We start from the raw sequence: 25,511 nt of genomic DNA on the forward strand, positions 1-25,511 counted from the left end.
GCTTCCTTTGTACTCACCCGAGAGACTCTCTCAGGCTTTCCTCCGGGCGCTTCCCTTCGGTCTTGCGTTTCCGACTCTATCAGATCTTTTCTCGATCCGATTTCCTCGGCGCTTTCCAGGTTCCCGCTTTCGCGGTTTCCTTTCCGGCGGTTCCGACTCTATCAGATCCTTTCGGCGTCTGATTCCCAGTCAGAGGGGGTGTGTCTTTCCGGCTGTTGGGCCGTTCCGACGAGTGAGACTTTAGCGGAATCCCGCGCCCCGAAGCCAATCGGGTCCCGCGTCCTTTCGAACACTGATTCCTCATTCCGCGAATACGCAAGCCAATGACACGACGGCAGACGTATCGACTGCTCGTCGAGGAGTGGTTGGTACTTGCGGAATGGCTGTCCGGGGACCGACCGGAGTCGGCGCTCACGTCGGACAACTCGGAGAACACTACGTATCCGGCCGGGGTGTGTCAACCCGCCTCCTCGCGGCATCCCCGGGGCGTAGTCTGTGGACGTGACTACGCGTACGTACACCCAGCAGTGGTGGGCCGCCTGACGGCGGCCGCGTCACGTATGCGCTCAACGGCCGCCGCCTCGGCGGCCGTTTCTGTTTCCCCTCCGGGGGTCGGCCGGCCGGATGCGGCGGTCTCGACCAGGAGGTGGAGAGATGAATCGGGTCTTCAGCGGGGTCAAGCCGACCGGGCATCTGACGCTGGGGAACTATCTGGGGGCCATGCGGCAGTGGGCCGAGGTCGATCAGCACCGGGCGGACGCGCTCTTCTGCGTCGTCGACCTGCACGCGTTGACCGTCGACCACGATCCCGCGCGGGTGCGGCGGCTCAGCCGGCAGACGGCGACGCTGCTGCTGGCGGCGGGACTCGACCCGGAGCTGTGCACCCTCTTCGTGCAGAGCCATGTGGACGAGCACGCGCGGCTGTCGTACCTGCTCGAGTGCGTGGCCACCGACGGTGAGATGCGGCGGATGATCCAGTACAAGGAGAAGGCCGCCCGTGAGCGGGAGCGCGGGGGGAGCGTGCGGCTGTCGTTGCTGACGTATCCGGTGCTGATGGCGGCGGACATCCTGGCGTACGGGACGGACGAGGTGCCGGTGGGGGACGACCAGTCGCAGCACGTGGAGCTGACGCGGGACGTGGCACTGCGGTTCAACCAGCGGTACGGACAGACGTTCGTGGTGCCGAGGGCGACGCATCCGCCGGTGGCGGCGAGGGTGATGAACCTTCAGGAACCGGGGTCCAAGATGGGCAAGAGCGAGGACGCTGGGCCCGGGATCGTCTATCTCCTGGACGAGCCGGACGTGGTGCGGAAGAAGGTCATGCGGGCCGTCACCGACAGTGGGCGCGAGGTCGTCTACGACCGGGCGGGGCGGCCGGGGGTGGCGAATCTGCTGGAGATCCTCGCCGCCTGCACGGGTGGGAGTCCCGAGGTCCTGGGCGGTGCGTACGCCTCGTACGGGGCGCTCAAGAAGGACACCGCCGAGGCTGTGGTGGAGGTCCTCGGGCCGGTGCAGGCCCGGCACAAGGAGTTGTGCGCCGACCCCGGGTATGTGGAGGGGGTGTTGCGGGAGGGTGCGGGTAAGGCGCGGGCGATGGCCCGGCCGGTGGTGGATGCCGCCTACCGCGCGATCGGGTTGCTGCCGCCGGTGGAGGAGCCGGTGGCCGAGCCGGTGGAGAGCGCGGCCCGGTAGGCGCGGGGGCTGGTGGCGAGGCGCGATGCGAAGGGCCGGCGCATCGTGACCTCGCTGCCGAAGCCGGCGCGGCGGGCGATCTCGGGCATGGGGAGGTCGGTGCGTTCCATCAGCCTCTGGGCGGCGGCGCTGCGCTGGTCGAGGAGCCGGCGCAGCGGGGTGGTGCCGGTGGGCCGCCGTGAAGTGGCGGGCGACGCTGCGCGGGGACCTGCCGGCGCGGGCCGCCAGGTCGGCGACCGTGAGCAGCTGGTCGAGGTGGCGCAGGGGGTGTTCGCGGACTGCGGCGAGGGTGTCGGCGTCGCCGTCCGCGGGAGTGGGTGGGGGGTTCCATGAACTGGGCCTGGGTGCCGGTGCGGAAGGGGGCGGTGATCATCGAGCGGGCGATGGTGGCGGCTGCTTCGGCGCCGTGGGCGCGGCGGACCAGGTGGAGGCAGAGGTCGATGCCGGCCGCCGTGCCGGCGGCGGTCCGGATGTTGTCGTCCTCGAGGAAGAGGGCGTCGGGGACGACGGTGATGTGGGGTGGTGGGTGCGCAGGAGGTCGACGAGGTTCCAGTGGGTGATGGCGCGGCGCCCAGGCAAGGAGGCTTGCCTGGGCGAGGGTGAAGGCGCCGCCGCAGAGGGCGGCGAGGGGGGTGCCGCGGGCGTGGGCGCGGCGGAGGTGCGGAGGGCGTCTCGCGGCTCGTGGTGGCCCGGTTCCAGACCCACATGTGTGTGGAGACGGCGGCGCGGATGGGCGGGAACCCGGGGTACGACGTGCTGGTGGCGTCCGACGCGGCGTACACCTTCGGCCTGGAGGGGCCGTTCGGGTGGCGGAGGAGCGCGGAGGAGATCGCGCGAGCCTCGGCGGTGTCGTTGCACAGGGGCGGGTTCGCGCGGTGGTGACCACGGAGGAGGTCGTGGGGGCGGTCGGTGCGTGACCGCCCCCGGCGGTCGGGGCAGTCCTTCTCGCGGTCAGTCTTCTCGCGGTCAGTCCTTCTTGCCGGAGGCCAGTGCGCGGCTGCGGTCGCGGGCGGCCTCGAGGGCGGCGATGAGGGCCGCCCGGACGCCGTGGTTCTCGAGTTCGCGGATGGCGCTGATGGTGGTGCCGGCCGGGGAGGTGACGTTCTCGCGGAGCTTCACCGGGTGCTCGCCGCTGTCGCGGAGCATCGTCGCGGCGCCGATCGCGGACTGGACGATGAGGTCGTGGGCCTTGTCGCGGGGCAGACCGAGCAGGATGCCGGCGTCCGTCATGGCTTCGACCAGGTAGAAGAAGTACGCCGGGCCGGAGCCGGAGAGGGCGGTGCAGGCGTCCTGCTGGGTCTCGGGGACGCGGAGGGTCTTGCCGACGGCGCCGAAGATCTCCTCGGTGTGGGCGAGGTCGGCCTCGCTGGCGTGGCTGCCCGGGGAGATGACGGACATGGCCTCGTCGACGAGGGCGGGGGTGTTCGTCATGACGCGGACGACCGGGGTGCCGGCGGCGAGGCGCTCCTCGAAGAAGGAGGTGGGGATGCCTGCCGCGCCGCTGATGACCAGGCGGTCGGCGGGGACGTGGGGGGCGAGCTCGTCGAGGAGGGTGCCCATGTCCTGCGGTTTGACCGTGAGGATGAGGGTGTCGGCGGTCTTGGCGGCTTCCGCGTTGGTGACCGGGGTGACGCCGTAGCGGGTGCGGAGTTCCTCGGCGCGCTCCGGACGGCGGGCGGTGACGAGGAGGTCGGCCGGGGGCCAGCCGCCTCGGATCATGCCGCTGAGGAGGGCTTCGCCGATCTTGCCGGTGCCGAGGACTGCGACTTTCTGGGTCATGGTGCGGGGCCCTCCGGGGGTTGGGACGTCCGGGTTCATCCTCGCACCGGTGGGGGGTGGCGCGGGTCGGGTGTCCGGTGGGCGGGACGTCCGGGGCCGGGGGCGGGTGTCGTTGGTGGGCGGGGGGGGTGTCGCTCGTGGGCGGGGGTGGCTGGGGCGTCCTGCGGTGTGGCGGGGCGGTCAGGTCGTCCTGCGGCGCAGGGTTGCCGCGCCCAGGGTGAGGACGAGGACCGCGCAGCCGCCGACGATCAGTACGTCGCGGACGAAGGCGGTGGTCATGTCGGTGTGGTGGAGGACCTCGTTCATGCCATCGACGGCGTAGGACATGGGGAGGACGTCGGAGAGGGCTTCCAGGGCGGGGTGCATGGTGTCGCGGGGGGCGAACAGGCCGCAGAGGAGGAGCTGGGGGAAGATCACCGCCGGCATGAACTGGACGGCCTGGAACTCGGAGGCGGCGAAGGCGGAGACGAAGAGGCCGAGGGCGGTGCCGAGCAGGGCGTCGAGGAGGGCGACCAGCAGGAGGAGCCAGGGCGAGCCGGTGATGTCGAGGTCCAGGACCCACAGCGCCAGGCCCGTCGCCAGGGCGGACTGGACGATCGCGAGGGCGCCGAAGGCGAGGGCGTAGCCGGCGATCAGGTCCGCCTTGCCGAGGGGGAGGGCGAGAAGGCGTTCGAGGGTGCCGGAGGTGCGTTCGCGCAGGGTGGCGATGGAGGTCACCAGGAACATCGTGATCAGCGGGAAGATCCCGAGGAGGGACGCGCCGGTGGTGTCGAAGGTGCGTGGGCTGCCGTCGAAGACGTAGCGCAGCAGCAGGAGCATCACGCACGGGATGAGGAGCAGCAGGGCGATGGTGCGGGGGTCGTGGCGGAGCTGCCGCAGGACGCGGGCCGCGGTGGCCGTGGTGCGGGAGAGGTTGAGGGGCCCGGTGGAAGCTGCTGGGGCGGTACTGGTCATGGGTTTGCCTCCTGTGGGGTCTCCCGGGTGCGGGTCGCCTCGGCCGCCTCGTCCACGAGGTGGAGGAAGGCCGCCTCGACCGTGTCGGAGCCGGTGCGGGTGCGCAGGGTGTCGGGGGTGCCGTCGGCGAGGATCTCGCCCTGGCGCATCAGCAGGAGGCGGTGGCAGCGCTCGGCTTCGTCCATGACGTGGGAGGAGACGAGGAGGGTCGCGCCCCGGGAGGCGGCGATGTCGTGGAAGAGGGACCACAGGTCGCGGCGGAGCACGGGGTCCAGGCCCACGGTCGGTTCGTCGAGGACGAGCAGTTCGGGGGTGCCCAGCAGGGCGACGGCGAGGGAGACGCGGTTGCGCTGGCCTCCGGAGAGGTTGCCGGCGAGGGAGTCGGCGTGGCTCGTGAGGTCGACGTCGGCGACGGCTCGGGTGACGGTGTCGTGGCGGCGGTCGGCGGCCTGGCGTCCGGGGTCGAGGATCGCGGCGAAGTAGTCGAGGTTCTGGCGGACGGTCAGGTCGTCGTAGACGGACGGGGCCTGGGTGACGTAGCCGATGCGCGTGCGCAGGGTGGGGTGGCCGGCGGGGCGGCCGAGGACCTCGAGGGTGCCGGAGACCTTGGCCTGGGTGCCGACGAGTGCGCGCATCAGGGTCGACTTGCCGCAGCCGGACGGGCCGAGGAGGCCGGTGATCTGGCCGCGGGGGACGGTGAAGTCGAGTGAGCGCAGGACGGTGCGGGGGCCTCGGACGACGGTGAGGGCGGAGGCGCGCACGGCCGGGGGGTCAGGGGGCTCCGGTGGGCCCGGTGGCCCGGACGGGCCCGGACTGTAATTCATCATATGATGAATAGTGTGCCTGGGCGAGGGAGCCGTCAAGTGGGGTGGGGGGGTGGGGCCGTGGCTCGGGCAAGGCGGCCTGGCGTTGAGAAAGGGTGGGGGCACAGGGAGGGTGGGGGCCGCGGCTCGGGCGCGGCGGCCTGGCGTAGGGAAAGGGTGGGGGCACAGGGAGGTTGGGGCCGCGGCTGGAGGAGAGCGGCCGGGCGTACAGGGAGGGTGGGGGCCGCGGCTCGGGCGCGGCGGCCTGGCGTAGGGAAAGGGTGGGGCTGCGGCTCGGGTGGTGGCCGGGAGGGCGGGGGCTGCGGCTCATGAGACGCGGCCGGGCGCACGGCGGGCAGGTCGGGACTGCGGCTCGAGGGTGGCGGCCGGGGAGGGTGGGTTCCGCTGCCGGTCAGGGGCGGGGGGCGAGCAGCAGTTCGACGTCGTAGGTCTCCTCCACCGTGCCGTCCGGGAAGGCGGCCAGGAGGTGGTGGCGTTCGTCGGCGAGGAAGGCGGCGGTGCTCTCCGCGCCGTGAACCAGGAAGATCGAGTGACTGGTGATGTTGGCCAGGTGCGTGTCGAGGGGGACGCGGCGGCTCCAGCGGACCCGGCGACGGGCGAAGTCGAGGCCGCCGGCGGGGCCGGAGAGGGCGGTGTGGGTGCCGTCGCCGTTCATGCCGACGACCTGGTCGATGCCGAAGTGGCCCTGGATGCGGCGTGCCTGGGCCTCGATCCACGGCACGTCGAGGGCGCTGGTGTTCCACCACAGCGCGAGGGCGCCGCCCGGGCGCAGCACGCGCAGGGCCTCCGGGACCGAGCGGGACGGGTCGGTCCAGTGCCAGGACTGGGCGTAGGTGAGGAGGTCGAGGGAGGCGGTGGCGAGGGGCAGGTGGTTGCCGTCGCCGCGGACGACCGGCACCTCGGGGAGGTCCCGGTGGAGCTGCGCCGCCATGGCGTCGCCGGGTTCGACGGCGACGACGTCGGCGCCCCGGGCGCACAGGAGCGCGGTCGCTATGCCGGTCCCGGCCCCGACGTCGGCGACGCGCGCGCCGGCGAGGGGGCGGCCGGCCATCTCCTCGACCGCGTCCAGGAGGGCGGGCGGGTAGGAGGGACGGTTGGCCGCGTACTGGGCGGCGGCGGCGTTGAAGGAGTGAGCCCGCTCGGTGCCGGAGGGGGTGGGTGGCGTCATGGGGACATGGTCGCGGGGTCGGAGCGGGAAGCGAAGCCGCCGACGGCTCTCGCCTCGATCCGGTCGGCCTGCCCGGCCTGATGCCGGCGGTGGGCTGTGGGGGGCCGTCGGCCTCTTCGCTCTCAGCCGTCGGACACAGGGCGGCTCAAGCGCGTTTGCGTTTCTTCGCGGGGTTGCCCGTGCGGCGGGTGGTGCGGCGTTCGTGTCGGGCGCGGGCCTGGTCGTGTTCGGTGCGGTGGAGGCGCTCGCCCGGGGCCTCGGTGAGGGAGCGGAAGAAGTAGGCCAGGAGGGAGCCGACGAAGCCGATGGCCAGCAGGCCGCGCAGGGAGGCCTGGCGGTCGGGGTCGGGGCGCCGGGAGAAGCCGTCCCAGGTGTGCCGGAAGGCGAGGGCGCTGCAGACCGCGAACATGACGACGACCAGGACGGTCACGAAGCTGCCGATGTCGGCGATCGCCAGCCCCTGGTAGGCGAAGCGCAGGACCAGGCAGGAGACGGCCGCGGCGGCGAGCGAGCCGGCGGCGACACCGACGCGGCGGGCCGTGTAGCCGTGGTCGTGGTCGACCCACGTGGTGCCGAAGAAGCGGAGGGGCTCGGGGCGCGGGCCCGCCGGGATGCCCGCAACCGGGGAGCCCGCCGCGGTGTCCGGGGTGCCGTTCTCGTCGCTCACGGGACGATTATGGCTCCGGACGGGGGCGGGCTCCCGGGTGGGGCGTCCGCGTCAGGCGCAGCGCGGGGCGATGTAGCCGTCGCTGCCCGTCCGCACGTACGCGTCGGAGACGAACTGGCTGTCGGCGATGTTGTCCCAGATGGACGTCGTGCCGTACGGGCCGGTCACCGTGGTGCCCGGGGTCTGGCAGAAGATCGGCACGCGCGTGCCCTCGTTCAGGACCTTGACGATCGGGTAGCTGGTGCCCGGGCCGCTGCGGACGTTGAGCCGGACGCCCGGTGCGACCGGGTAGTACGTCACGGCCACCGCCGCGGTCGCCGTGGCCGCCCGGGCCTCGTCGCCGTTTCCGGCGGTCTCCTCGACATGGTCGACGGACATGTTGACCTCCCCCGTTGGACCCCATGACTGCCATGGGGCCACGTTGATTCCCCCGAGCCACGTCATGAAACACCTGTACGCGACTCGCACGCGGAGGCTAGCAAGCCGCCTCTGCCCCGTACGAGTCATCGACTAGGCTCCGTGCGTCGCGCGCGGCGGCGGAACAGCACGGGGGTGGTCCATGACGCCACAGCGCAACACCGGAGCGAACGCGGAAGCGGAACTTCCGGAGTACGCCGGCCACTACCTGCTGGAGTCCTGTCTGGGCTCCGGCGGCATGGGCGTGGTCCACCTGGCCCGCAGCACCTCGGGCAAGAAGCTCGCGGTGAAGGTCGTACACGCCCAGTATGCGAAGGACCCCGAGTTCAGGGGCCGTTTCCGGCAGGAGGTGGCGGCGGCTCGACGGGTGAGCGGTGCGTTCACGGCGCCCGTCGTCGACGCCGACCCGGAGGCCGAACGGCCGTGGATGGCCACCCAGTTCATTCCCGGCCCGACGCTGTCGCAGCATGTGAAGCGGAACGGGCCCATGAGCGCGGGTGAGGTGCGGCGGCTGATGGCCGGGCTCGCGGAGGCGCTGCGCGACATCCACCGGGTGGGCGTGGTGCACCGGGATCTGAAGCCCAGCAACGTGCTGCTCGCCGAAGACGGCCCCAAGGTGATCGACTTCGGCATCTCCCGGCCGAAGGACAGCGAACTGCGCACCGAGACCGGCAAGTTGATCGGGACGCCGCCGTTCATGGCGCCGGAGCAGTTCCGGCGGCCGCGCGAGGTCGGGCCGGCCGCCGACATCTTCGCGCTCGGCTCGGTGCTGGTGCACGCGGCGACGGGACGGGGGCCGTTCGACTCGGACAGCCCGTACGTCGTGGCCTACCAGGTCGTGCACGACGAGCCGGATCTGACGGGCGTACCGGAAACCCTCGCTCCGCTGGTCCTGCGGTGTCTGGCGAAGGAGCCGGAGGAGCGGCCGACGCCGGACGAGCTGATGCGCGAACTGCGGTCGGTGGCGGCCTCGTACGACACGCAGGCGTTCATACCGGCACAGCGGGAGACGGACGGCCCGGGGCAGGGAGACCTCGAGGACGGCAGCGAGGTTCCCGCGGCGGGCGCGGCGCGGGGCGGCAAGGCGCGCCCGGCGCGGGGCGAGAAGACGCGCGCGGCGCGGGACGAGAAGACGCGCGCGGCGCGGAGCGGGAAGGCGGACGCGGACGCGGCACGCCAGGAGTGGCGCGCGGAGGACCCCGAGGCGGGCCGGGAGGCGGACGCGGCGCGGGGCGGGAAGGCGCGCTCGGCTCGCAGGCGGAGGCGGCTCGCGGTCGCCGTAGGCGCGCTGGTCCTCGTCGTGGGCGGCGGGACGGCCTCGGCGGTGTTGGCCGGCGGGGTCGGCGCCGGGCGGGGCTCGGGGGACGGGACGCGTTCGGCGTCGGACCCGTTCGGCCCGTGGGCCACCAGGCCCGTCGCCGCCGGCGGTGGGGTTCCGCAGTGCGCCTCCGACGCGAAGCGACTGGTGTGCGCCCAGTCCGGGCTCGTGTCGGCACTCGACGCGTCGGACGGGCGGGTGCTGTGGCGGCACGCGCTCTCCCCCGGTGACCGGCCGGGCGAGGCACCGGCCCTCGCGGGCGGGCTCGCGCACGTCCTGACCCACTCCGGCAAGCGGGTGGAGGCCTTCGACCCGGCGTCCGGCGCGGTGCGCTGGCAGCGGGACGTCTCGGCGTACCCGGGCATCCGGTACGCCGGCGGCACGCTGCTGCTGACCGCCGCCGACGGCACGGTGTCCGGGGTGGACGCCGCGTCGGGCAGGACCGAGTGGACCCGGCGGATCCCGGAGGCGGCCGAGGCGTACTTCCTCTCCTTCCCGGGGGACCCGCTGGCCTACACGACGAGCGCCTCCGCCGACGGGCGGACGCGGATCACGGCCGTCGACGCGCACACCGGTGAGGTGCGTTGGGACGAGCGGCTCGACGGCGATCTGACGCTGGTGGGCACGGCCCGCGACAGCCTCGTCCTGCTGGCCGGGAGCGGGGAGTACGGCAAGGCCGACGCCGTGGTGCGGTTCCGTCCCGCCACGCGGACGGCGGAGCGGGTGCGGCTGGCGGTCGCGCTCCAGCAGACGCGGGTCGCCGTGCACGGGGACCGGGTGTACCTGCTGGCCCTCGACGGCGCGCTGGTCGCCGTCGACACGGCCGGCGGTGAGCGGCTGTGGTCGTTGCAGACGGCGGTGAGCCGGGGGTCCGTGCCGGTCGCCGACAGTGAGCACGTCTACTTCGGTGCCGCCGACGGCCGTCTCCTCGCGGTCGACGCCGACCAGGGCAAGCTGGTCGGGCAGACGGCGCTGCGGCTCGGCGCGAACGCGGGCGAGGTGGTGACGGCGCTGCCCGCGCCCGCGGTGGTCGGCGACCGTGTCTACGCGGGCGCACCCGACGGGACGGTCTTCGCGGTGGACGGACGGGATCCGTCGCGCTGGTGAGCCGTTGCCGCCGTACGGCGTGCGCCGGGGACGCCCGCGGGCCGCGGTGGAGCGAAGGGTCTGTGCCGAGGGGCCGTCCCTGACGAAGCGACCGGCCCGGACCGCAGGGCCGCCCGCGGTGGAGCGGCCCCGGGGCGGGTCAGCCCAGCCTGGACACGTCGCGCACGGCGCCCTTGTCGGCGCTCGTCGCCATCGCCGCGTAGGCGCGCAGCGCGGCGGAGACCTTGCGCTCGCGGTTCTTCGGGGCGTACACGCCGTTCAACGCCCGGTCGCGGCGGGTGAGTTCCGCGTCGTCGACGAGCAGCTCGATCGTGCGGTTCGGGATGTCGATGCGGATGCGGTCGCCGTCCTCGACGAGGGCGATGGTGCCGCCGCCGGCGGCCTCGGGCGAGGCGTGGCCGATGGACAGGCCCGAGGTGCCGCCGGAGAAGCGGCCGTCGGTGATCAGGGCGCAGGCCTTCCCCAGACCGCGGCCCTTGAGGTACGAGGTCGGGTAGAGCATCTCCTGCATGCCGGGGCCGCCCTTGGGGCCCTCGTAGCGGATGACGACGACGTCGCCCTCCTTGACCTGCTGGGTGAGGATCTTCTGGACGGCCTCCTCCTGCGACTCGCAGACGACCGCCGGGCCCTCGAAGGTCCAGATCGACTCGTCGACGCCGGCCGTCTTCACCACGCAGCCGTCGACGGCGAGGTTGCCCTTGAGGACCGCCAGACCGCCGTCCTGGGAGTAGGCGTGCTCGGCGGAGCGGATGCAGCCGCCCTCGGCGTCCTCGTCGAGGGCCTCCCAGCGCTCGGACTGGGAGAAGGCCTCGGCGGAGCGGACGCAGCCGGGGGCCGCGTGCCACAGTTCGACCGCCTCGGGGGACGGGGAGCCGCCGCGGACGTCCCAGGTCTTCAGCCAGTCCGCGAGGGACGGGCTGTGGACCGCGTGCACGTCCTCGTTGAGCAGGCCCGCGCGGTGCAGCTCGCCGAGCAGGGCGGGGATGCCGCCGGCGCGGTGCACGTCCTCCATGTAGTACGTGCGGTTCTTCCCGACGTTGGGCGCCACCTTGGCCAGACACGGCACGCGGCGGGAGACGGCGTCGATCTCGTCGAGGCCGAAGGGGACCTCCGCCTCCTGGGCCGCGGCCAGCAGGTGCAGGATCGTGTTGGTGGAGCCGCCCATCGCGATGTCCAGCGCCATCGCGTTCTCGAACGCGGCGAAGGTGGCGATGTTCCGCGGCAGGACCGTCTCGTCGTCCTGCTCGTAGTAGCGGCGGGTGATGTCCATGACCGTGCGGGCCGCGTCGACGTAGAGCTGTTTGCGCGCGGTGTGCGTGGCGAGGATCGAGCCGTTGCCCGGCAGGGAGAGTCCGATGGCCTCGGTCAGGCAGTTCATCGAGTTGGCCGTGAACATACCGGAACAGGATCCGCAGGTCGGACAGGCGTTCTCCTCGATGCGGAGGATGTCCTCGTCCGAGATCTTGTCGTTCACGGCGTCGGAGATCGCGTCGACCAGGTCGAGCGTGCGGACCGTGCCGTCGACGAGGGTGGCGCGGCCGGACTCCATCGGGCCGCCGGAGACGAAGACGGTCGGGATGTTCAGCCGCAGGGCGGCGTTCAGCATGCCCGGGGTGATCTTGTCGCAGTTGGAGATGCAGATCAGGGCGTCGGCGCAGTGGGCCTCGACCATGTACTCGACCGAGTCGGCGATCAGGTCGCGGGAGGGCAGGGAGTACAGCATGCCGCCGTGGCCCATCGCGATGCCGTCGTCCACGGCGATGGTGTTGAACTCCCGCGGGACGCCGCCGGCCTCGACGATCGCCTCGCTGACGATCCGGCCGACCGGCTGGAGGTGCGTGTGCCCGGGCACGAACTCGGTGAAGCTGTTGGCGACCGCGATGATCGGCTTCCGGCCGATGTCCGCACCGGGTACACCGGAGGCGCGCATAAGGGCGCGGGCGCCCGCCATGTTGCGGCCGTGGGTGACTGTGCGGGACCTCAGCTCGGGCATCGTCGCTCGCTCCTTCAGACAGATCTGGCTGCTAACGAGCGTACGCCGGTCATCCAGGGGGCGGGACGGGGTGTCCGGAATGCGGGACGGGCGTCTCGCAGGGGGGTCTGCCCGGCCGGTGGCTCCCGGGTCAGGATCCGGTCAGGTGGCGCTGCACCACGGGTGCCACGCGGGCGATGACCTGCTCCGGGTCGGCCGACGCCAGCGGCTCCACCTTGATCACGTACCGCAGCATCGCCGTGCCGACCAGCTGCGCGGCCGCGAGCTCGGCGCGCAGGTCCGCGTCGGGGAGGTCGAGCCGGGCGGCGACGCGGCGCAGCAGCTGGGAGGAGATCAGGCGGCGGAAGACGGCGGCCGCGGTGTCGTTGGTGACCGCCGATCGGACGATCGCCAGCACGGGTGTGCGGGTGGTGGGGTTCTCCCAGATGCCGAGGACGAAGCGGGTCAGGCGCTCGCCCACGCCGTCGAGGGGGCCGTCGGCGATGGCCTGCGGCGCGCTCAGCGCGGGCGCGAACGCGACCTCGATGGCCGCCGCGAAGACCTGCTCCTTGGTGCCGAAGTAGTGGTGCACCAGGGCCGAGTCCACCCCGGCGGCCTTGGCGATGCCCCGGACGGACGTCTTCTCGTAGCCCCGCTGGGAGAACTCGTCGCGGGCCGCCGCGAGGATGCGGTCGCGGGTGTCGGCGGACTCGGTGCGCGGGGGACGGCCGCGGCGGCGGGGGGACGTGGGCGTGTCGTGCGCGTCCGTCACCTGCGGGGCACTTTCGCCCCGGAGGCCAGGTGCAGGCGGGTGAAGGCGAGGGCCTCCGCCAGGTCGGCCTCGCGCTCGGCGGCGGACATCGCGCGCCGGGTGTTGACCTCGATGACGACATGCCCGTCGAAGCCGGTCAGCGCGAGCCGCTCCAGCAGCTCGGCGCAGGGCTGGGTGCCGCGACCGGGCACCAGGTGCTCGTCCTTGTTGGAGCCCATGCCGTCGGCGAGGTGCACGTGGCCGAGGCGGTCGCCCATGCGGTCGAGCATGTGGAGGGCGTCGGTACGGGCCGTCGCGGCGTGGCTGAGGTCGATGGTGAAGTGCCGGTAGTCGTCCTTCGTCACGTCCCAGTCGGGGGCGTAGGCGAGCATCTCGCGGTCGCGGTAGCGCCAGGGGTACATGTTCTCGACGGCGAACCGCACGTCCGTCTCGTCGGCCATCCGCCAGATTCCGCTCACGAAGTCGCGCGCGTACTGGCGCTGCCAGCGGAACGGGGGGTGGACGACGACGGTGCTCGCCCCGAGCTTCTCGGCCGCGGTGCGGGCCCGCTGGAGCTTGACCCACGGGTCGGTCGACCACACCCGCTGCGTGATGAGCAGGCAGGGGGCGTGCACGGCCAGGATCGGTACCCGGTGGTAGTCGCTGAGCCGGCGCAGGGCGTCGATGTCCTGACTGACCGGGTCGTTCCAGACCATGACCTCGACGCCGTCGTATCCGAGGCGTGCGGCGATCTCGAAGGCCGTCGCCGTCGACTCCGGATAGACCGAGGCCGTCGACAGGGCGACCTTCGCATCCGGGATGCGCACGACGGGCTCTGCCATGGGGGACAGATTACGGGGTGCGGTGGGCGAGCTGCGGGGCCTCACCCCGCCGTTGTGGTGTTCGCCACGGCCGGGGGCGGGGTGTCTGTGCGCGATCGCACGGTTCCCCGCGTCCCGCACGCGGCGTCACACCCGGGCCGTGCGGCGGAACCGCCACGGGCGGCCATGTCCCGCGCGGGACGTCACGGGCAGCCCAGACGGCCGATTCCCATGTCCCACGCACGGCGTCAGGCACGGCCCGTGCGGCCGATCACCCATGCCCACGCACGGCGTCAGAGACGGCCCATGCGGCCAACCCCCACGGGGCCCACCCGCCCCACGCGGGACGTCACACCAAGGCCGCGCGGCCGATCACCCACGCCCGGGTGCACCACGTCACGCTCACCCCACGCGGGCGAACCACCCCAGACCCACCCGCCCCACGCGGGACGTCACACCAAGGCCGCGCGGCCGATCACCCACGCCCGGGTGCACCACGTCACGCTCACCCCGCGCGGGCGAACCACCCCGGACCCACCCGCCCCACGCGGGACGTCACCCCGAGCCCATGTGGTCGAGGCGGCGCAGGATCACGCCTTCCCGGAGGGCCCACGGGCAGATCTCCAGCGTCTCGACGCCGAACAGGTCCATCGCGCCCTCGGCGACCAGCGCACCCGCCAGCAGTTGTTCCGCGCGCCCCTCGGAGACGCCCGGCAGTTCCGAGCGCTGGGCCACGGTCATGCCGGCCAGACGCGGGACCCAGGCCTCCAGGGACTCCCGCTTGAGCTCGCGCTGGACGTACAGGCCCTCGGCGGAGCGGGCGGCGCCGGCGATGCGGGCGAGCTGCCTGAACGTCTTCGACGTGGCGACGACGTGGTCGGGGGCGCCGAAGCGGCTGAACTCGCCGACGGTACGGGCGATCTCCGTGCGCGCGTGGCGGCGCAGGGCGCGTATGTCCTCGGGGTCGGGCGGGTCGCCGGGCAGCCAGCCGGCCGTCAGCCGGCCCGCGCCGAGCGGGAGGGAGACGGCCGCGTCGGGTTCCTCGTCGATGCCGTACGCGATCTCCAGGGAACCGCCGCCGATGTCCAGGACCAGCAGCTTGCCGGCCGACCAGCCGAACCAGCGGCGGGCGGCGAGGAAGGTGAGCCGGGCCTCCTCCTCGCCGCTGAGAACCTGGAGTTCGACGCCGGTCTCGACCTGCACGCGCGCGAGGACGTCGTCGGCGTTGCTGGCCTCGCGCACGGCGGAGGTCGCGAACGGCAGCAGTGCCTCGACGCCCTTGTCCTCGGCGGCCTGGAGCGACTCGTGCACGACGGCGATCAGCTTGTCGACGCCCTCGGGGTGGATCGCGCCGTCCTCGTCGAGGAGTTGGGCGAGGCGCAGTTCCGCCTTGTGCGAGTGCGCGGGCAGCGGACACGCGCCGGGGTGCGCGTCCACCACCAGGAGGTGCACCGTGTTCGATCCCACGTCGAGGACACCGAGTCTCATGGAGGGAAACGCTACTGCCAGCGCCGCCGTCCTCAGCCGCCGGTGCGCATCCTGAGACGGTGCCCGCGCGCGGGCCGGGGCGACTTACCCTGGACGCGTGCCAAAGACGAAAAAGGCGAAGGACGAAAAGGCCGACAAGACCGCCAAGCTGGACAAGGTTCGCAATGAGGACATGTCCGGAACGACTCCTTCGCGCGGGACGTCACCGTCGCCGAAGAAGTCGCGCAAGGCCCTCGCGGCGGACGAGAAGGGCCTCGACTTCGCGCGCGCGTGGGTGGAGTTTCCCGATCCCGCCGACGACGAACAGGTCTTCCGGTGCGATCTGACCTGGCTGACGTCCCGCTGGAACTGCATCTTCGGCAGCGGCTGTCAGGGCATCCAGGCGGGCCGCGCGGCGGACGGCTGCTGCACGCTGGGCGCCCACTTCTCCGACGAGGACGACGAGAAGCGGGTCGCCGAGCACGTGGCGCGGCTCACGCCCGACATCTGGCAGCACCATGACGAGGGCCTGGCGAACGGCTGGGTGTCGGAGGACGAGGACGGCGAGCGCCAGACCCGCCCGTTCAACGGCTCGTGCATCTTCCAGAACCGCCCCGGTTTCCCGGGCGGCGCCGGCTGCTCGCTGCACATCCTGGCGCTCAGGGAGGGCCGCGAGCCGCTGGAGACCAAGCCGGACGTCTGCTGGCAGCTGCCGGTCCGACGGACGTACGACTGGATCGACCGGCCCGACGACACCCGCGTGCTCCAGGTGTCGATCGGCGAGTACGACCGGCGCGGCTGGGGCCCGGGCGGCCACGACCTGCACTGGTGGTGCACGTCGGCGACCTCGGCGCACGGCGCGGGCGAGCCCGTGTACGTCTCCTACCGGGCCGAGCTGACCGAGCTGATGGGCAAGGCGGGCTACGACCGTCTCGTCGAGCTGTGCGAGGAGCGGCTGGCCTCGCAGCTGCCCCTGCTGGCACCCCATCCGGCCGATCCGGCACCCTGAGCCCGCCGGGACGCCGGAGCGCACCGGGACTCTCTGAAAAATTCGGTGCTCCCTGAGCCCCCGGTGCTCCCTGAGCCCTTGGGACGCCTGAGCCGTCCGGGACGCCCCGGACGCCGTTGCCGCCCTGGAGACGTCCCTGAAACCCGCGGACGGCTGTCGGGCGCGCTGCTCCGACGTCGTCCTTCGGCTACGACCGCGGCCTTGGCCATGGGTACGACTGCGGCCATGGAGCGACCCTGGCCGTGGATACGACCGTGGCCGTGGATACGACCGTGGCCGTGGATACGACTGCGGCCGTGGCCTCGGCTACGGCCGCAGCCACAGTTGTCGCCAGGACTGCGGTTGCGACTGTGCGGCTGCGACCGCGACTGCGACTGCGGCGCCTTCGAGACGGCTGTCAGGACTGCGGAGGGCTCGGTTCGCCCCCGCTCCCGCCCCCGCCGGACGGCGGTGTGGGCCCCGCCGGGTCGGACGGCGTGGATCCGCTCGGTGTCGGCTCCGGCGCGGACGGGCTCGGCGGATCGCTCGGCGCGGGGTCGGCGGAGGCCGAGGCGGTGGGGGTCGGTTCGGGCGCGGGGTCCGAGGAGGGCGGCGGGCCGCTGGGGTGGCCGGGGCCGGGGTCCACGGGGGTGGGCGCGGCGCCGTACCCCTCGATGGAGACCACCGCGCCCGCCGGGGACACCGCCACGTGCGCGTGCCAGGAGCCCGCGGGCTCGCGCAGGTGGTCGACGTACACCTTGACGGTGACGGACTCGCCGGGTCGCAGGACGCCCGTGGCGCGGCTCAGGTAGAGCCAGGAGGCACCGGTGGACGCCGACCAGCGCACCGGTCGCTCCGCGTCCGGTGAGGCGGTGAGGGTGATCAGGGTGGTGTCGCCGTCGTTGCCGGCGGCGACGGCGAGCCGGTCGGCGTCCCGCGCGTCGAGTCCGGTGACGCTCACGACCTCCACGGACACGTCCGGCTCGTCACCCCCGAGGGAGCCGGAGCCGGGCCGCGTGCTGACGTTCCCCGCGTTCTGGTAGCCGCCCGCCGACCCGCCGTCGAGGCCGGGGTCGTGTGCCTCCCCGGCGGTGGCCGCGCGGCCGTCGGCCCCCTCGGCCGACGGCGTGCCCCGGTAGGCGGCCCACAGGGCCAGCACGGGTGCGGCGACGACGGTGGCGACCACGGTCGTCGTGATGGCACGCGCGCGGAGGCGGTCGCGGCGGGCGGCGCGGTCCTTGGGGTCCATGGGGAAGCCGCGCCGGTCGAAGCGCGGCGCGGCGGCGCCCCTCACGCGCGGGAGGCGCGTCATGAGGACGTGGAGTTCCGCGCGGGGGGCCTCCAGGACGGGCAGCTCGGCGGGGGTGACGCCGGCGCCGGGCCAGCGGCCGGGGACGGCCCGCTCGGCGGCTCTGCGGCAGTGCGGGCAGTCGTCGACGTGGCGGACGAGCTCGCGGCGCAGGGCGGCGCTCAGCACGAGCTGGTGGTCGCCGGTGAGACGGGCCACACCGGGGCAGCCGCCGGTGTCGACGACCGCGAGCGCCGCGCGCGTGCGCTCGACCTCGCAGGCGGCGCAGGCGAGCAGTTCGCGGGCGGCGGCGTGGTCCATGCCGAGGACGGCGGCAACCTCGTGCGCGGCGAGGTGATGGCGTACGGCGAGTTCGAGCGCCTCGCGCTGTTCCGGGGTGGTGCCGGCGGCCTCCGGCCAGGCGAGCAGGGCGAGTTCGCGTTGCCGTCGCTCCCGGACCTCGTCGGGAGCGGGCTCGACGTCGGCCTTCGCGCCGGCGGACCGGTGGGTGCCGGCGCGGCCCGCCGCGTGCGTGCCCTGACGTTTCTGCTTGGCCTCGGCCAGCTTGCGCAGGCACGCCCAGCGGGCCAGCGCGTACAGCCAGGCCCTGCGGTCCCCGGTGGTGTCCGGCATCCGCTGCGCGCGCCGCTCGGCGAGCGCGAGGGCGTCCGCGAGCGCGGCGGTGGCCGTGTCGTGGTCGCACAGGACGGAGAGGCAGTAGGTGAACAGGCCGTCCAGGTACGGCTCGTAGCGCGCGGGCGGACGCTGCGCCAGCGTGCGCCCCGCGGAGCGGTCGCGCGCCTCCCGGTGCGCCCGGTGGGTGCCGGTCGTGCGGATCGAGGTCTGCGGGCTGCTGCTCATCACCCGGCGACCGTAGGGGCCGTGGAACAGCCACTTCTGCCCCCTTGCGCCCTTTTAATCCGTACGGGTGAAACGATCCCTCATAAGGGGACAGGAGCGTGAGGTTCCGTGGCTCGTTCGTGACGGGGGTGGCCGGTTCGCAGGGGGTGTGTGCCACTCCGGGGGGCCCGCCGGGGCCCCGCCCGTCCACAGGCCCGGCCCGTTGTCGGTGGTGGCGGTTACGGTTTCTCCCATGGCTGCCCGTACGAAGACCACCAAGGACCGCCCGTCCTACCGCTGCACCGAGTGCGGCTGGCAGACGGCGAAGTGGCTCGGCCGCTGCCCCGAGTGTCAGGCCTGGGGCACGGTCGAGGAGTACGGCACGCCCGCGGTCCGTACGACGTCGCCGGGGCGCGTCACCACCTCCGCCGTGCCCATCGGCCAGGTCGACGGCCGTCAGGCCACCGCCCGCACCACCGGCGTGCCCGAACTGGACCGCGTCCTGGGCGGCGGGCTGGTCCCCGGCGCGGTCGTGCTGCTGGCCGGCGAACCCGGCGTCGGCAAGTCGACGCTCCTGCTCGACGTGGCCGCGAAGTCCGCGAGCGACGAACACCGCACGCTGTACGTCACGGGTGAGGAGTCCGCGAGCCAGGTCCGGCTGCGCGCCGACCGCATCGGCGCGATCGACGACCACCTGTACCTGGCGGCGGAGACCGATCTGGCGGCCGTCCTCGGCCACTTGGACGCCGTGAAGCCGTCCCTGCTGATCCTCGACTCGGTCCAGACCGTGGCCTCCCCCGAGATCGACGGGGCGCCCGGCGGCATGGCCCAGGTCCGCGAGGTCGCCGGCGCCCTCATCCGCGCCTCCAAGGACCGCGGCATGTCCACCCTGCTCGTGGGCCACGTCACCAAGGACGGCGCGATCGCCGGCCCGCGCCTGCTGGAACACCTCGTGGACGTCGTCCTGCACTTCGAGGGCGACCGGCACGCGCGCCTGCGACTCGTCCGAGGTGTCAAGAACCGCTACGGCGCCACCGACGAGGTCGGCTGCTTCGAACTGCACGACGAGGGCATCACGGGCCTGACGGACCCAAGCGGACTTTTCCTGACTCGTCGTGACGAACCGGTCCCGGGTACATGTCTGACGGTGACGCTCGAGGGCCGCCGTCCCCTGGTCGCCGAGGTCCAGGCGCTGACGGTCGACTCGCAGATCCCCTCCCCCCGCCGCACGACGTCCGGCCTGGAGACGTCCCGGGTCTCGATGATGCTCGCGGTCCTGGAGCAGCGCGGCCGGATCAGCGCGCTCGGCAAGCGGGACATCTACTCGGCGACGGTCGGCGGAGTGAAGCTCTCCGAGCCCGCGGCGGACCTGGCGATCGCCCTCGCCCTGGCCTCCGCGGCGAGCGACACCCCCCTGCCCAAGAACCTCGTCGCGATCGGCGAAGTGGGTCTCGCGGGCGAGGTCAGGCGGGTAACGGGCGTGCAGCGCAGGCTGGCCGAGGCGCACCGTCTGGGCTTCACGCACGCGCTGGTCCCGGGCGATCCCGGCAAGATCCCCGCGGGCATGAAGGTCCTGGAAGTCGCGGACATGGGGGACGCCCTGCGGGTCCTGCCGCGTTCCCGTCGCCGAGACGCCCCCCGGGAGGCGGAGGACCGCCGGTAGACTTTGCCCAGGTCTCGCCCGTCCGTACGAACCGAGTGCGCGAAACGGGAGCGCCCCAAACCTGCGACCGGAGGAGTGCAGTGGCAGCCAACGACCGGGCGGCAGCTCCCGGAAAGTCCGGTGGGAGTTCCCGCGCCGAGGGCCTGATGCGCGCCGCACTCAGCGCAGTCGCACCCGGCACGGCCCTGCGCGACGGCCTCGAGCGGGTTCTGCGCGGCAACACCGGCGGGCTCATCGTGCTCGGTTCCGACAAAACCGTCGAAACGATGTGTACGGGCGGTTTCGACCTGGATGTCGAGTTCACGGCCACGCGCCTGCGCGAGCTGTGCAAGCTCGACGGCGGCATCGTGGTCTCCTCCGACCTGTCGAAGATCCTGCGGGCCGGCGTCCAACTGGTGCCGGACCCCACGATCCCCACGGAGGAGACGGGCACCCGGCACCGCACGGCGGACCGGGTCTCCAAGCAGGTCGGGTTCCCGGTCGTCTCGGTCTCCCAGTCGATGCGTCTGATCGCCCTCTACGTCGGCGGCCAGCGCCGCGTCCTGGAGGACTCCGCGGCGATCCTGTCCCGCGCCAACCAGGCCCTCGCCACGCTGGAGCGCTACAAGCTCCGCCTGGACGAGGTCGCGGGGACGCTGTCCGCCCTGGAGATCGAGGATTTGGTGACGGTCCGGGACGTCTCCGCGGTGGCGCAGCGCCTGGAGATGGTGCGCCGCATCGCCACCGAAATCGCCGAATACGTGGTCGAACTGGGCACGGACGGCCGTCTGCTCGCCCTCCAGCTCGACGAGTTGATCGCGGGACTCGAACCCGAGCGCGAGCTGGTCGTGCGGGACTACGTGCCCGAGCCCACGGTGAAGCGTTCCCGCACGGTCGACGAGGCCCTCCACGAACTGGACGCGCTCACCCACGCCGAGCTCCTCGAACTGTCCACGGTGGCACGCGCGTTGGGCTACACCGGCTCTCCCGAGGCCCTCGACTCGGCGGTCTCGCCCCGGGGTTTCCGCCTCCTGGCCAAGGTGCCCCGCCTCCCCGGCGCGATCATCGACCGCCTGGTCGAACACTTCGGCGGCCTCCAGAAGCTGCTCGCCGCGAGCGTCGACGACCTCCAGACGGTCGACGGCGTGGGCGAGGCGCGGGCCCGCAGCGTCCGCGAGGGCCTGTCGCGTCTGGCGGAGTCCTCGATCCTGGAGCGGTACGTCTGACGCGAGACCGGGGGCCGTCGGTGGCTTTCGGCTTCGGGCCTCGAACTTCGGCCTCGAACTTCGGCTTCGACCCGAGCTTCGATCCTTGAGCTTTGGTCCTTGAGCGTCGAGCTTGGGCTCTCGGGGCTGCGTCGGCTCGGCTCGGCCTGCCGATCGGTTGGCGGGCGGGCGGGGGGCTAGGGTCGCCGTCGGTCGGCGGGCGGGGACTCGGCCTGCTGACAAGTCGGCGGACACAAGGGGGCTCGGGTCGCTCGAACTGACCGGCCGCCGTGGGCCGGACGCCTCCAGGTGGACCGGGTGCGTGCCGGTCGGCCGTCGGCCCGGGTGGCACCGTCGGCGTCAGTCGGCCTTCAGCACGAACGACGTCTGCGCCTTCGTGAACCCGGGGGCCTTCGCCTCCACCAGATACGTGCCGGTTCCGGCGCTCCCCGCCGGCGGCGTCGCGCACTCCGGGGCGCTCGGCTTGCGGTCCCACGTCACGGTGTAGGTGAAGCTGCCGCCGCCCGGCACCCGGTACAGCCGGCTCCCCGAGACCTTGGGACAGTCGGCCGACGACCAGTAGTCGTCCTCACCGCCCGCCTGAGTGATCGTCAACACCGCGCTCCGCGGAGCGAGATCGAGCTTGCAGTCGTTCGCGGAGGAGTTCTTCGCGGTCAACTGGAAGGTCGGCGTCTGGTCGGGCGAGTAGGCGTTTCGCACGCTGCGCAGGGTCAACTGCACGATGCTCGCGGTGCAGTCGGGCAGGGTCGTCCCGGCCGGCAACGTGGTGGCCGAACCGCTGCCGCCCGCACCGTCGTCGACACTGCCGGCCCCCGCCGCACCGCCACCGCCACCCGCGCCGGAGCCGCCACTCCCGTCGGCACCGCCTGTGCCGCCGGACCCCGCACCGCCGCCGGTTCCCGTGCCCGAGGACCCCGAACCGGATCCGCCGGAGCTCCCGTCGTCCGAGTCGTCGCGCCCACCCGGGTTCTGGCTGATCGCGGGTCCGGACCCGGACGGTCCCGGCGTGATGGAGGACGCGGGATTCTTGCCGTCGGAGCCGTCCGCTCCGTTCTTGTCGCCTCCCCCGCCCGAGGTGACGATCCAGGTGATCAGCAGCGCCAACAGGGCGACCACAGACAGCAGTACGACCCTCCGTCGCCAGTAGATGGAGGAGGGAAGCGGCCCGACCGGATTGCGCAGAGATCCCACGGCGCAAACTGTACGAGAGATCGTCGCGTTCCCCGGCGCCACCCGCCGCCCGGAGGACAACTTTTCCGGATCATCATTCCGGACAGGGCGGCAACACCCCCGACTTGTGGGCCTCCAGGCCCGAAGCGGTCGCAGGACGTGACGAAAGGGCGCCGACGCCCACGGTCCGTGACCAGGGCCGGTTTCGCGATCGCGCACCCTTTGCACCTCTGGCCATGACTCCGACCGCCGTTGCGGCAGCCACGACGGCCACGGGTCCCGCGGTCGGCCGCCGGCACAACGCGCACCGCCGTCGGCCACCCGCAGAACGCGCACCACCGCCAACCACCCGCACAACGCGCACCACCGCCGACCACCCGCAGAGCCGCACCACCATCGGCCACCCGCAGGACGCGCACCACCGCTGCGCAGCCGTACGCGCCTGTGCGCGCCACCCCCGTCGGGTGGCGGTACGCGCGCGTGCCCCCGTGCGCATGGCAGGATCGGAAGGGCCATGACTGCGCCCACGAAGCCCCCGCACAGCAGCCCCGCCGACGCCACTCCCGACGCCCTCCCCACCGAGCGGCCGCCCTCCGGCGCCCCTCTGCACTCCCCCGTCATCGACTGGTTCGACGACCACGCCCGGGACCTCCCCTGGCGGCGTCCCGAGGCGGGCGCGTGGGGCGTGATGGTCAGCGAGTTCATGCTCCAGCAGACGCCCGTCAACCGCGTCCTGCCCGTCTACGAGCAGTGGCTGGCCCGTTGGCCGCGCCCCGCCGACCTGGCCGCGGAGGCCCCCGGCGAGGCCGTGCGCGCGTGGGGCCGGCTCGGCTACCCGCGGCGCGCGCTGCGGCTGCACGGAGCCGCGGTGGCCATAACGGAGCGGCACGGTGGCGACGTACCGGCCGACCACGCACAACTCCTGGCGCTGCCCGGCATCGGCGAGTACACGGCCGCGGCCGTCGCCTCCTTCGCGTACGGACAGCGGCACGCGGTGCTGGACACCAACGTCCGCCGTGTCTTCGCGCGGGCGGTGAAGGGTGTGCGGTACCCGCCGAACGCCACGACGGCCGCCGAGCGCAAGCTGGCCCGCGCGCTGCTCCCCGACGACGAGCGGACCGCGGCACGCTGGGCCGCCGCCTCCATGGAGTTGGGCGCGCTCGTCTGCACGGCGAAGAACGAGACCTGCCACCGCTGCCCGATCGCCGCGCAGTGCGCCTGGCGCCTCGCGGGCAAGCCGGAGCACGACGGTCCGCCGCGCCGGGGCCAGACGTACGCCGGTACGGACCGGCAGGTGCGCGGCAAACTGCTCGCCGTCCTGCGGGACGCACACGCGCCGGTGCAGCAGGCGGCGCTGGACCGGGTGTGGCACGAGCCGGTGCAACGCGCGCGTGCGTTGGACGGTCTCGTCGCGGACGGTCTGGTGGAGCCGCTGCCGGGCGGCCTGTACCGGCTGCCGCTGACCTGACGCCGACCCGGGCCCCAGAACGCCGGCCCCGACCCCTGCGCACACACCGGCGCAGGGGCCTTCACACACACCGGCGCAGGCCTTCACACACACCGACACGGGCCCTGCGCACACACCGACACGGGCCCTGCGCACACACCCGTGCGGGACGACAGGCGCACACTGCGGGACGACAGGCGCGCACACCGGTGCGGGACCGGCGTGACACCGATACGGGCCCGCAGGTGAACGCCGACACATTGCCCTGATCGCCATATCACCCCATACGCGGTCGATTCGGCGCATGCCCTTACCCCGGACCTGCTTCCGTTACACAACCGACGGACAGCCGAGTGCTAGCCGCAGGCTGCCTCGGACAGTGCCGTGACAACACCTCCGTAGCTTCGTTTGCGTGCCCGGCAGGGGCACGAGGGCGACACACAGGCAGGAAAACCGGCGGACGACGAGTCGGCCGGCACGGGGACGACGGAGGCGGTTGACCATGGCGCAGGGAGAGGTGCTCGAGTTCGAGGAGTACGTCCGCACCCGGCAGGAGGCGCTGCTGCGCAGTGCCCGTCGGCTGGTCCCGGACCCGGTCGACGCGCAGGACCTGCTGCAGACGGCGCTGGCGCGGACCTACGGCCGCTGGGAGGGCATCGCGGACAAGCGGCTGGCCGACGCCTACCTGCGCCGGGTCATGATCAACACCCGGACGGAGTGGTGGCGGGCCCGCAAGCTGGAGGAGGTTCCCACCGAGCAGCTCCCGGACGCACGCGTGGACGACTCGACCGAACAGCACGCCGACCGCGCCCTGCTGATGGACGCGATGAAGGTGCTCGCTCCGAAGCAGCGCAGTGTCGTCGTGCTGCGACACTGGGAGCAGATGTCCACGGAGGAGACGGCCGCCGCCCTCGGCATGTCGGCCGGAACGGTCAAGAGCACGCTGCACCGGGCGCTCGCCCGGCTCCGCGAGGAGCTGGAAGCCCGCGATCTGGACGCACGCGCGCTGGAGCGTGAGGAGCGGGAGCGTTGCGCGGCGGCCTGACCGAGGCCGGGCCCTCACCGGCCCGAGGCACCTTCCAGGCGGCGATCACGGCAGGGTCCGTGCTCGCCGCCCTCGCCCTTTTCGTCTCCTCGTGCGCGACGGGCGGCACCGGCGCCCGTGACGAGGGACCGGCCCATGCCGACGCGTTCGCCGGCGCCGCCACGGTCTCGCCGTCCGCCGCTCCCACGAACACCCCCGACCGTGGGGAGGCGGTGCGGCTCGTCAAGGACGACCCCGCCGTGTCGACCGAGGTCAAGCGCGAGCTGAAGCCGTGCGTCGGCGACGAGTACCCGGTCGACGTGTCCTACGGCGACCTCACCGGCGGCGCCGACAAGGACCTCGTCGTCAACGTGCTGACCTGCGGTGACGCGGTCGGTGTCGGGTCGTACGTGTACCGGGAGACGGGCGGCGGCTACGAGAACGTGTTCAGGGCGGAGGAGCCCCCGGTGTACGCGGAGATAGACCGCGGCGATCTCGTCGTGACCAAGCAGGTGTACGAGAAGGGCGATCCGGTGTCCAGCCCGTCCGGGGAGAACGTGGTCACGTACCGGTGGGCCTCGGACCGCTTCGTCATGGAGTACAGCTGGCACAACGACTACAGCAGCGTCGTCGGCGGGAACGCGACGCCGGAGCCCGAGAACGGCTGACGGTCGTGGATGCGGAGAAACTGCTCCGGTGTCGAAATAATTCTCGCGTTCGGTGAACCGTTCGGGCCGTCCCGAACGATGAACGAGTGAACGCACCACACGCTCCGGGCGTCCCCTCAGGGGGCACCCACCGGCGCACCCCCCCGCCGACCGACACCCCCGTACGAACGACACCCCGTACGACTGGCACCCTCGTACGACCGACGCCCTGTACCACCGACACCCCTCACCACCGACGACGCCCTGTACGACCGAGACCCCACGAGGACTGAGAGCACCGG

20 protein-coding genes and 2 pseudogenes are annotated in these 25,511 nt (G+C 72.9%); 9 read left to right on the forward strand and 13 right to left on the reverse strand.

What is annotated here, in order from left to right; translation table 11 throughout:
• Positions 1 to 654 precede the first annotated feature (654 nt).
• A complete protein-coding gene (gene trpS / locus ACZ4YY_RS15915; protein WP_468289502.1) occupies positions 655 to 1,692 on the forward strand; it encodes a tryptophan--tRNA ligase in 1,038 nt (345 codons plus the stop codon).
• On the opposite strand, the pseudogene ACZ4YY_RS15920 reads toward trpS, so the two are convergent.
• Positions 1,620 to 2,350: pseudogene (locus ACZ4YY_RS15920) on the reverse strand (GlxA family transcriptional regulator); the annotation flags it as partial. The gene trpS and the pseudogene ACZ4YY_RS15920 sit on opposite strands and share 73 nt — an antisense overlap.
• Positions 2,351 to 2,352: 2 nt before the next feature.
• Between ACZ4YY_RS15920 and ACZ4YY_RS15925 the strand changes: the two are divergent.
• Positions 2,353 to 2,609 (forward strand): annotated as a pseudogene (locus ACZ4YY_RS15925) (isochorismatase family protein); the annotation flags it as partial.
• Positions 2,610 to 2,658: 49 nt separating this feature from the next.
• Here the strand turns inward: ACZ4YY_RS15925 and proC are convergent.
• The 6 genes from proC to ACZ4YY_RS15955 form a co-directional block, all read right to left on the reverse strand.
• A complete protein-coding gene (gene proC / locus ACZ4YY_RS15930) occupies positions 2,659 to 3,471 on the reverse strand; it encodes a pyrroline-5-carboxylate reductase (RefSeq protein ID WP_468289505.1) in 813 nt (270 codons plus the stop codon).
• A 180-nt stretch (positions 3,472 to 3,651) separates the two neighbouring features.
• The gene (locus ACZ4YY_RS15935; RefSeq protein ID WP_468289508.1) at positions 3,652 to 4,425 is read right to left on the reverse strand and encodes an ABC transporter permease; all 774 of its coding nucleotides are present in this window, start codon (positions 4,423 to 4,425) and stop codon (positions 3,652 to 3,654) included.
• Positions 4,422 to 5,252 carry an ABC transporter ATP-binding protein gene (locus ACZ4YY_RS15940; RefSeq protein WP_468289511.1) on the reverse strand — a complete coding sequence of 277 codons (831 nt, stop codon included), beginning with the start codon at positions 5,250 to 5,252 and terminating at the stop codon, positions 4,422 to 4,424. Before ACZ4YY_RS15940 ends, ACZ4YY_RS15935 begins: the two co-directional genes overlap by 4 nt.
• Before the next feature lie 388 nt (positions 5,253 to 5,640).
• The gene (locus tag ACZ4YY_RS15945; protein WP_468289514.1) at positions 5,641 to 6,417 is read right to left on the reverse strand and encodes a class I SAM-dependent methyltransferase; all 777 of its coding nucleotides are present in this window, start codon (positions 6,415 to 6,417) and stop codon (positions 5,641 to 5,643) included.
• A gap of 145 nt (positions 6,418 to 6,562) precedes the next feature.
• Complete coding sequence (locus ACZ4YY_RS15950) at positions 6,563 to 7,084, reverse strand: EamA/RhaT family transporter (protein ID WP_468289517.1); 522 nt, start codon at positions 7,082 to 7,084, stop codon at positions 6,563 to 6,565.
• A 51-nt stretch (positions 7,085 to 7,135) separates the two neighbouring features.
• The gene (locus ACZ4YY_RS15955) at positions 7,136 to 7,462 is read right to left on the reverse strand and encodes an SH3 domain-containing protein (protein ID WP_468289520.1); all 327 of its coding nucleotides are present in this window, start codon (positions 7,460 to 7,462) and stop codon (positions 7,136 to 7,138) included.
• A gap of 181 nt (positions 7,463 to 7,643) precedes the next feature.
• Between ACZ4YY_RS15955 and ACZ4YY_RS15960 the strand changes: the two genes are divergently transcribed.
• Positions 7,644 to 9,926: a serine/threonine-protein kinase gene (locus ACZ4YY_RS15960; RefSeq protein ID WP_468289522.1), complete on the forward strand. Its 2,283-nt coding sequence runs from the start codon at positions 7,644 to 7,646 to the stop codon at positions 9,924 to 9,926.
• A gap of 139 nt (positions 9,927 to 10,065) precedes the next feature.
• Here the strand turns inward: ACZ4YY_RS15960 and ilvD are convergent, their stop codons facing one another.
• The 4 genes from ilvD to ACZ4YY_RS15980 form a co-directional block, all read right to left on the reverse strand.
• Positions 10,066 to 11,919 carry a dihydroxy-acid dehydratase gene (ilvD, locus tag ACZ4YY_RS15965; RefSeq protein ID WP_468289525.1) on the reverse strand — a complete coding sequence of 618 codons (1,854 nt, stop codon included), beginning with the start codon at positions 11,917 to 11,919 and terminating at the stop codon, positions 10,066 to 10,068.
• A 130-nt stretch (positions 11,920 to 12,049) separates the two neighbouring features.
• Positions 12,050 to 12,670: a TetR/AcrR family transcriptional regulator gene (locus ACZ4YY_RS15970; RefSeq protein ID WP_468289528.1), complete on the reverse strand. Its 621-nt coding sequence runs from the start codon at positions 12,668 to 12,670 to the stop codon at positions 12,050 to 12,052.
• Positions 12,667 to 13,491: a sugar phosphate isomerase/epimerase family protein gene (locus ACZ4YY_RS15975; protein ID WP_468289531.1), complete on the reverse strand. Its 825-nt coding sequence runs from the start codon at positions 13,489 to 13,491 to the stop codon at positions 12,667 to 12,669. Before ACZ4YY_RS15975 ends, ACZ4YY_RS15970 begins: the two co-directional genes overlap by 4 nt.
• Before the next feature lie 534 nt (positions 13,492 to 14,025).
• Positions 14,026 to 14,958 carry a Ppx/GppA family phosphatase gene (locus ACZ4YY_RS15980; protein WP_468289534.1) on the reverse strand — a complete coding sequence of 311 codons (933 nt, stop codon included), beginning with the start codon at positions 14,956 to 14,958 and terminating at the stop codon, positions 14,026 to 14,028.
• A gap of 97 nt (positions 14,959 to 15,055) precedes the next feature.
• On the opposite strand from ACZ4YY_RS15980, the gene ACZ4YY_RS15985 reads away from it, so the two are divergent.
• Positions 15,056 to 15,946 carry a DUF3109 family protein gene (locus ACZ4YY_RS15985; RefSeq protein ID WP_468289537.1) on the forward strand — a complete coding sequence of 297 codons (891 nt, stop codon included), beginning with the start codon at positions 15,056 to 15,058 and terminating at the stop codon, positions 15,944 to 15,946.
• 397 nt (positions 15,947 to 16,343) lie between these two features.
• Here the strand turns inward: ACZ4YY_RS15985 and ACZ4YY_RS15990 are convergent, their stop codons facing one another.
• Positions 16,344 to 18,074: a hypothetical protein gene (locus ACZ4YY_RS15990; protein ID WP_468289539.1), complete on the reverse strand. Its 1,731-nt coding sequence runs from the start codon at positions 18,072 to 18,074 to the stop codon at positions 16,344 to 16,346.
• A 232-nt stretch (positions 18,075 to 18,306) separates the two neighbouring features.
• On the opposite strand from ACZ4YY_RS15990, the gene radA reads away from it, so the two are divergent.
• Together radA and disA are read left to right on the forward strand one after the other, a co-directional pair.
• A complete protein-coding gene (gene radA, locus ACZ4YY_RS15995; RefSeq protein ID WP_468289541.1) occupies positions 18,307 to 19,716 on the forward strand; it encodes a DNA repair protein RadA in 1,410 nt (469 codons plus the stop codon).
• An 80-nt stretch (positions 19,717 to 19,796) separates the two neighbouring features.
• Positions 19,797 to 20,921, forward strand: a complete 1,125-nt coding sequence (disA, locus tag ACZ4YY_RS16000; RefSeq protein WP_468289544.1) for a DNA integrity scanning diadenylate cyclase DisA — start codon at positions 19,797 to 19,799, stop codon at positions 20,919 to 20,921.
• A 339-nt stretch (positions 20,922 to 21,260) separates the two neighbouring features.
• On the opposite strand, the gene ACZ4YY_RS16005 is transcribed toward disA, so the two are convergent.
• A complete protein-coding gene (locus tag ACZ4YY_RS16005; RefSeq protein WP_468289547.1) occupies positions 21,261 to 22,112 on the reverse strand; it encodes a hypothetical protein in 852 nt (283 codons plus the stop codon).
• 493 nt (positions 22,113 to 22,605) lie between these two features.
• On the opposite strand from ACZ4YY_RS16005, the gene ACZ4YY_RS16010 reads away from it, so the two are divergent.
• The 3 genes from ACZ4YY_RS16010 to ACZ4YY_RS16020 all read left to right on the forward strand — a co-directional run bounded on the left by ACZ4YY_RS16010 (position 22,606) and on the right by ACZ4YY_RS16020 (position 25,230).
• Positions 22,606 to 23,559, forward strand: coding sequence for an HhH-GPD family protein (locus ACZ4YY_RS16010; protein WP_468289550.1), 954 nt, complete (start codon positions 22,606 to 22,608; stop codon positions 23,557 to 23,559).
• 481 nt (positions 23,560 to 24,040) lie between these two features.
• Positions 24,041 to 24,583 (forward strand): SigE family RNA polymerase sigma factor, encoded by a 543-nt coding sequence (locus tag ACZ4YY_RS16015; protein ID WP_468289552.1) that lies wholly within the window; start codon positions 24,041 to 24,043, stop codon positions 24,581 to 24,583.
• Positions 24,568 to 25,230, forward strand: a complete 663-nt coding sequence (locus ACZ4YY_RS16020; RefSeq protein WP_468289554.1) for a hypothetical protein — start codon at positions 24,568 to 24,570, stop codon at positions 25,228 to 25,230. The genes ACZ4YY_RS16015 and ACZ4YY_RS16020 overlap by 16 nt, the downstream gene beginning before the upstream one ends.
• The last annotated feature ends 281 nt before the right edge of the window (positions 25,231 to 25,511 follow it).

This window comes from Streptomyces sp. NPDC030143 (genome assembly GCF_055573695.1).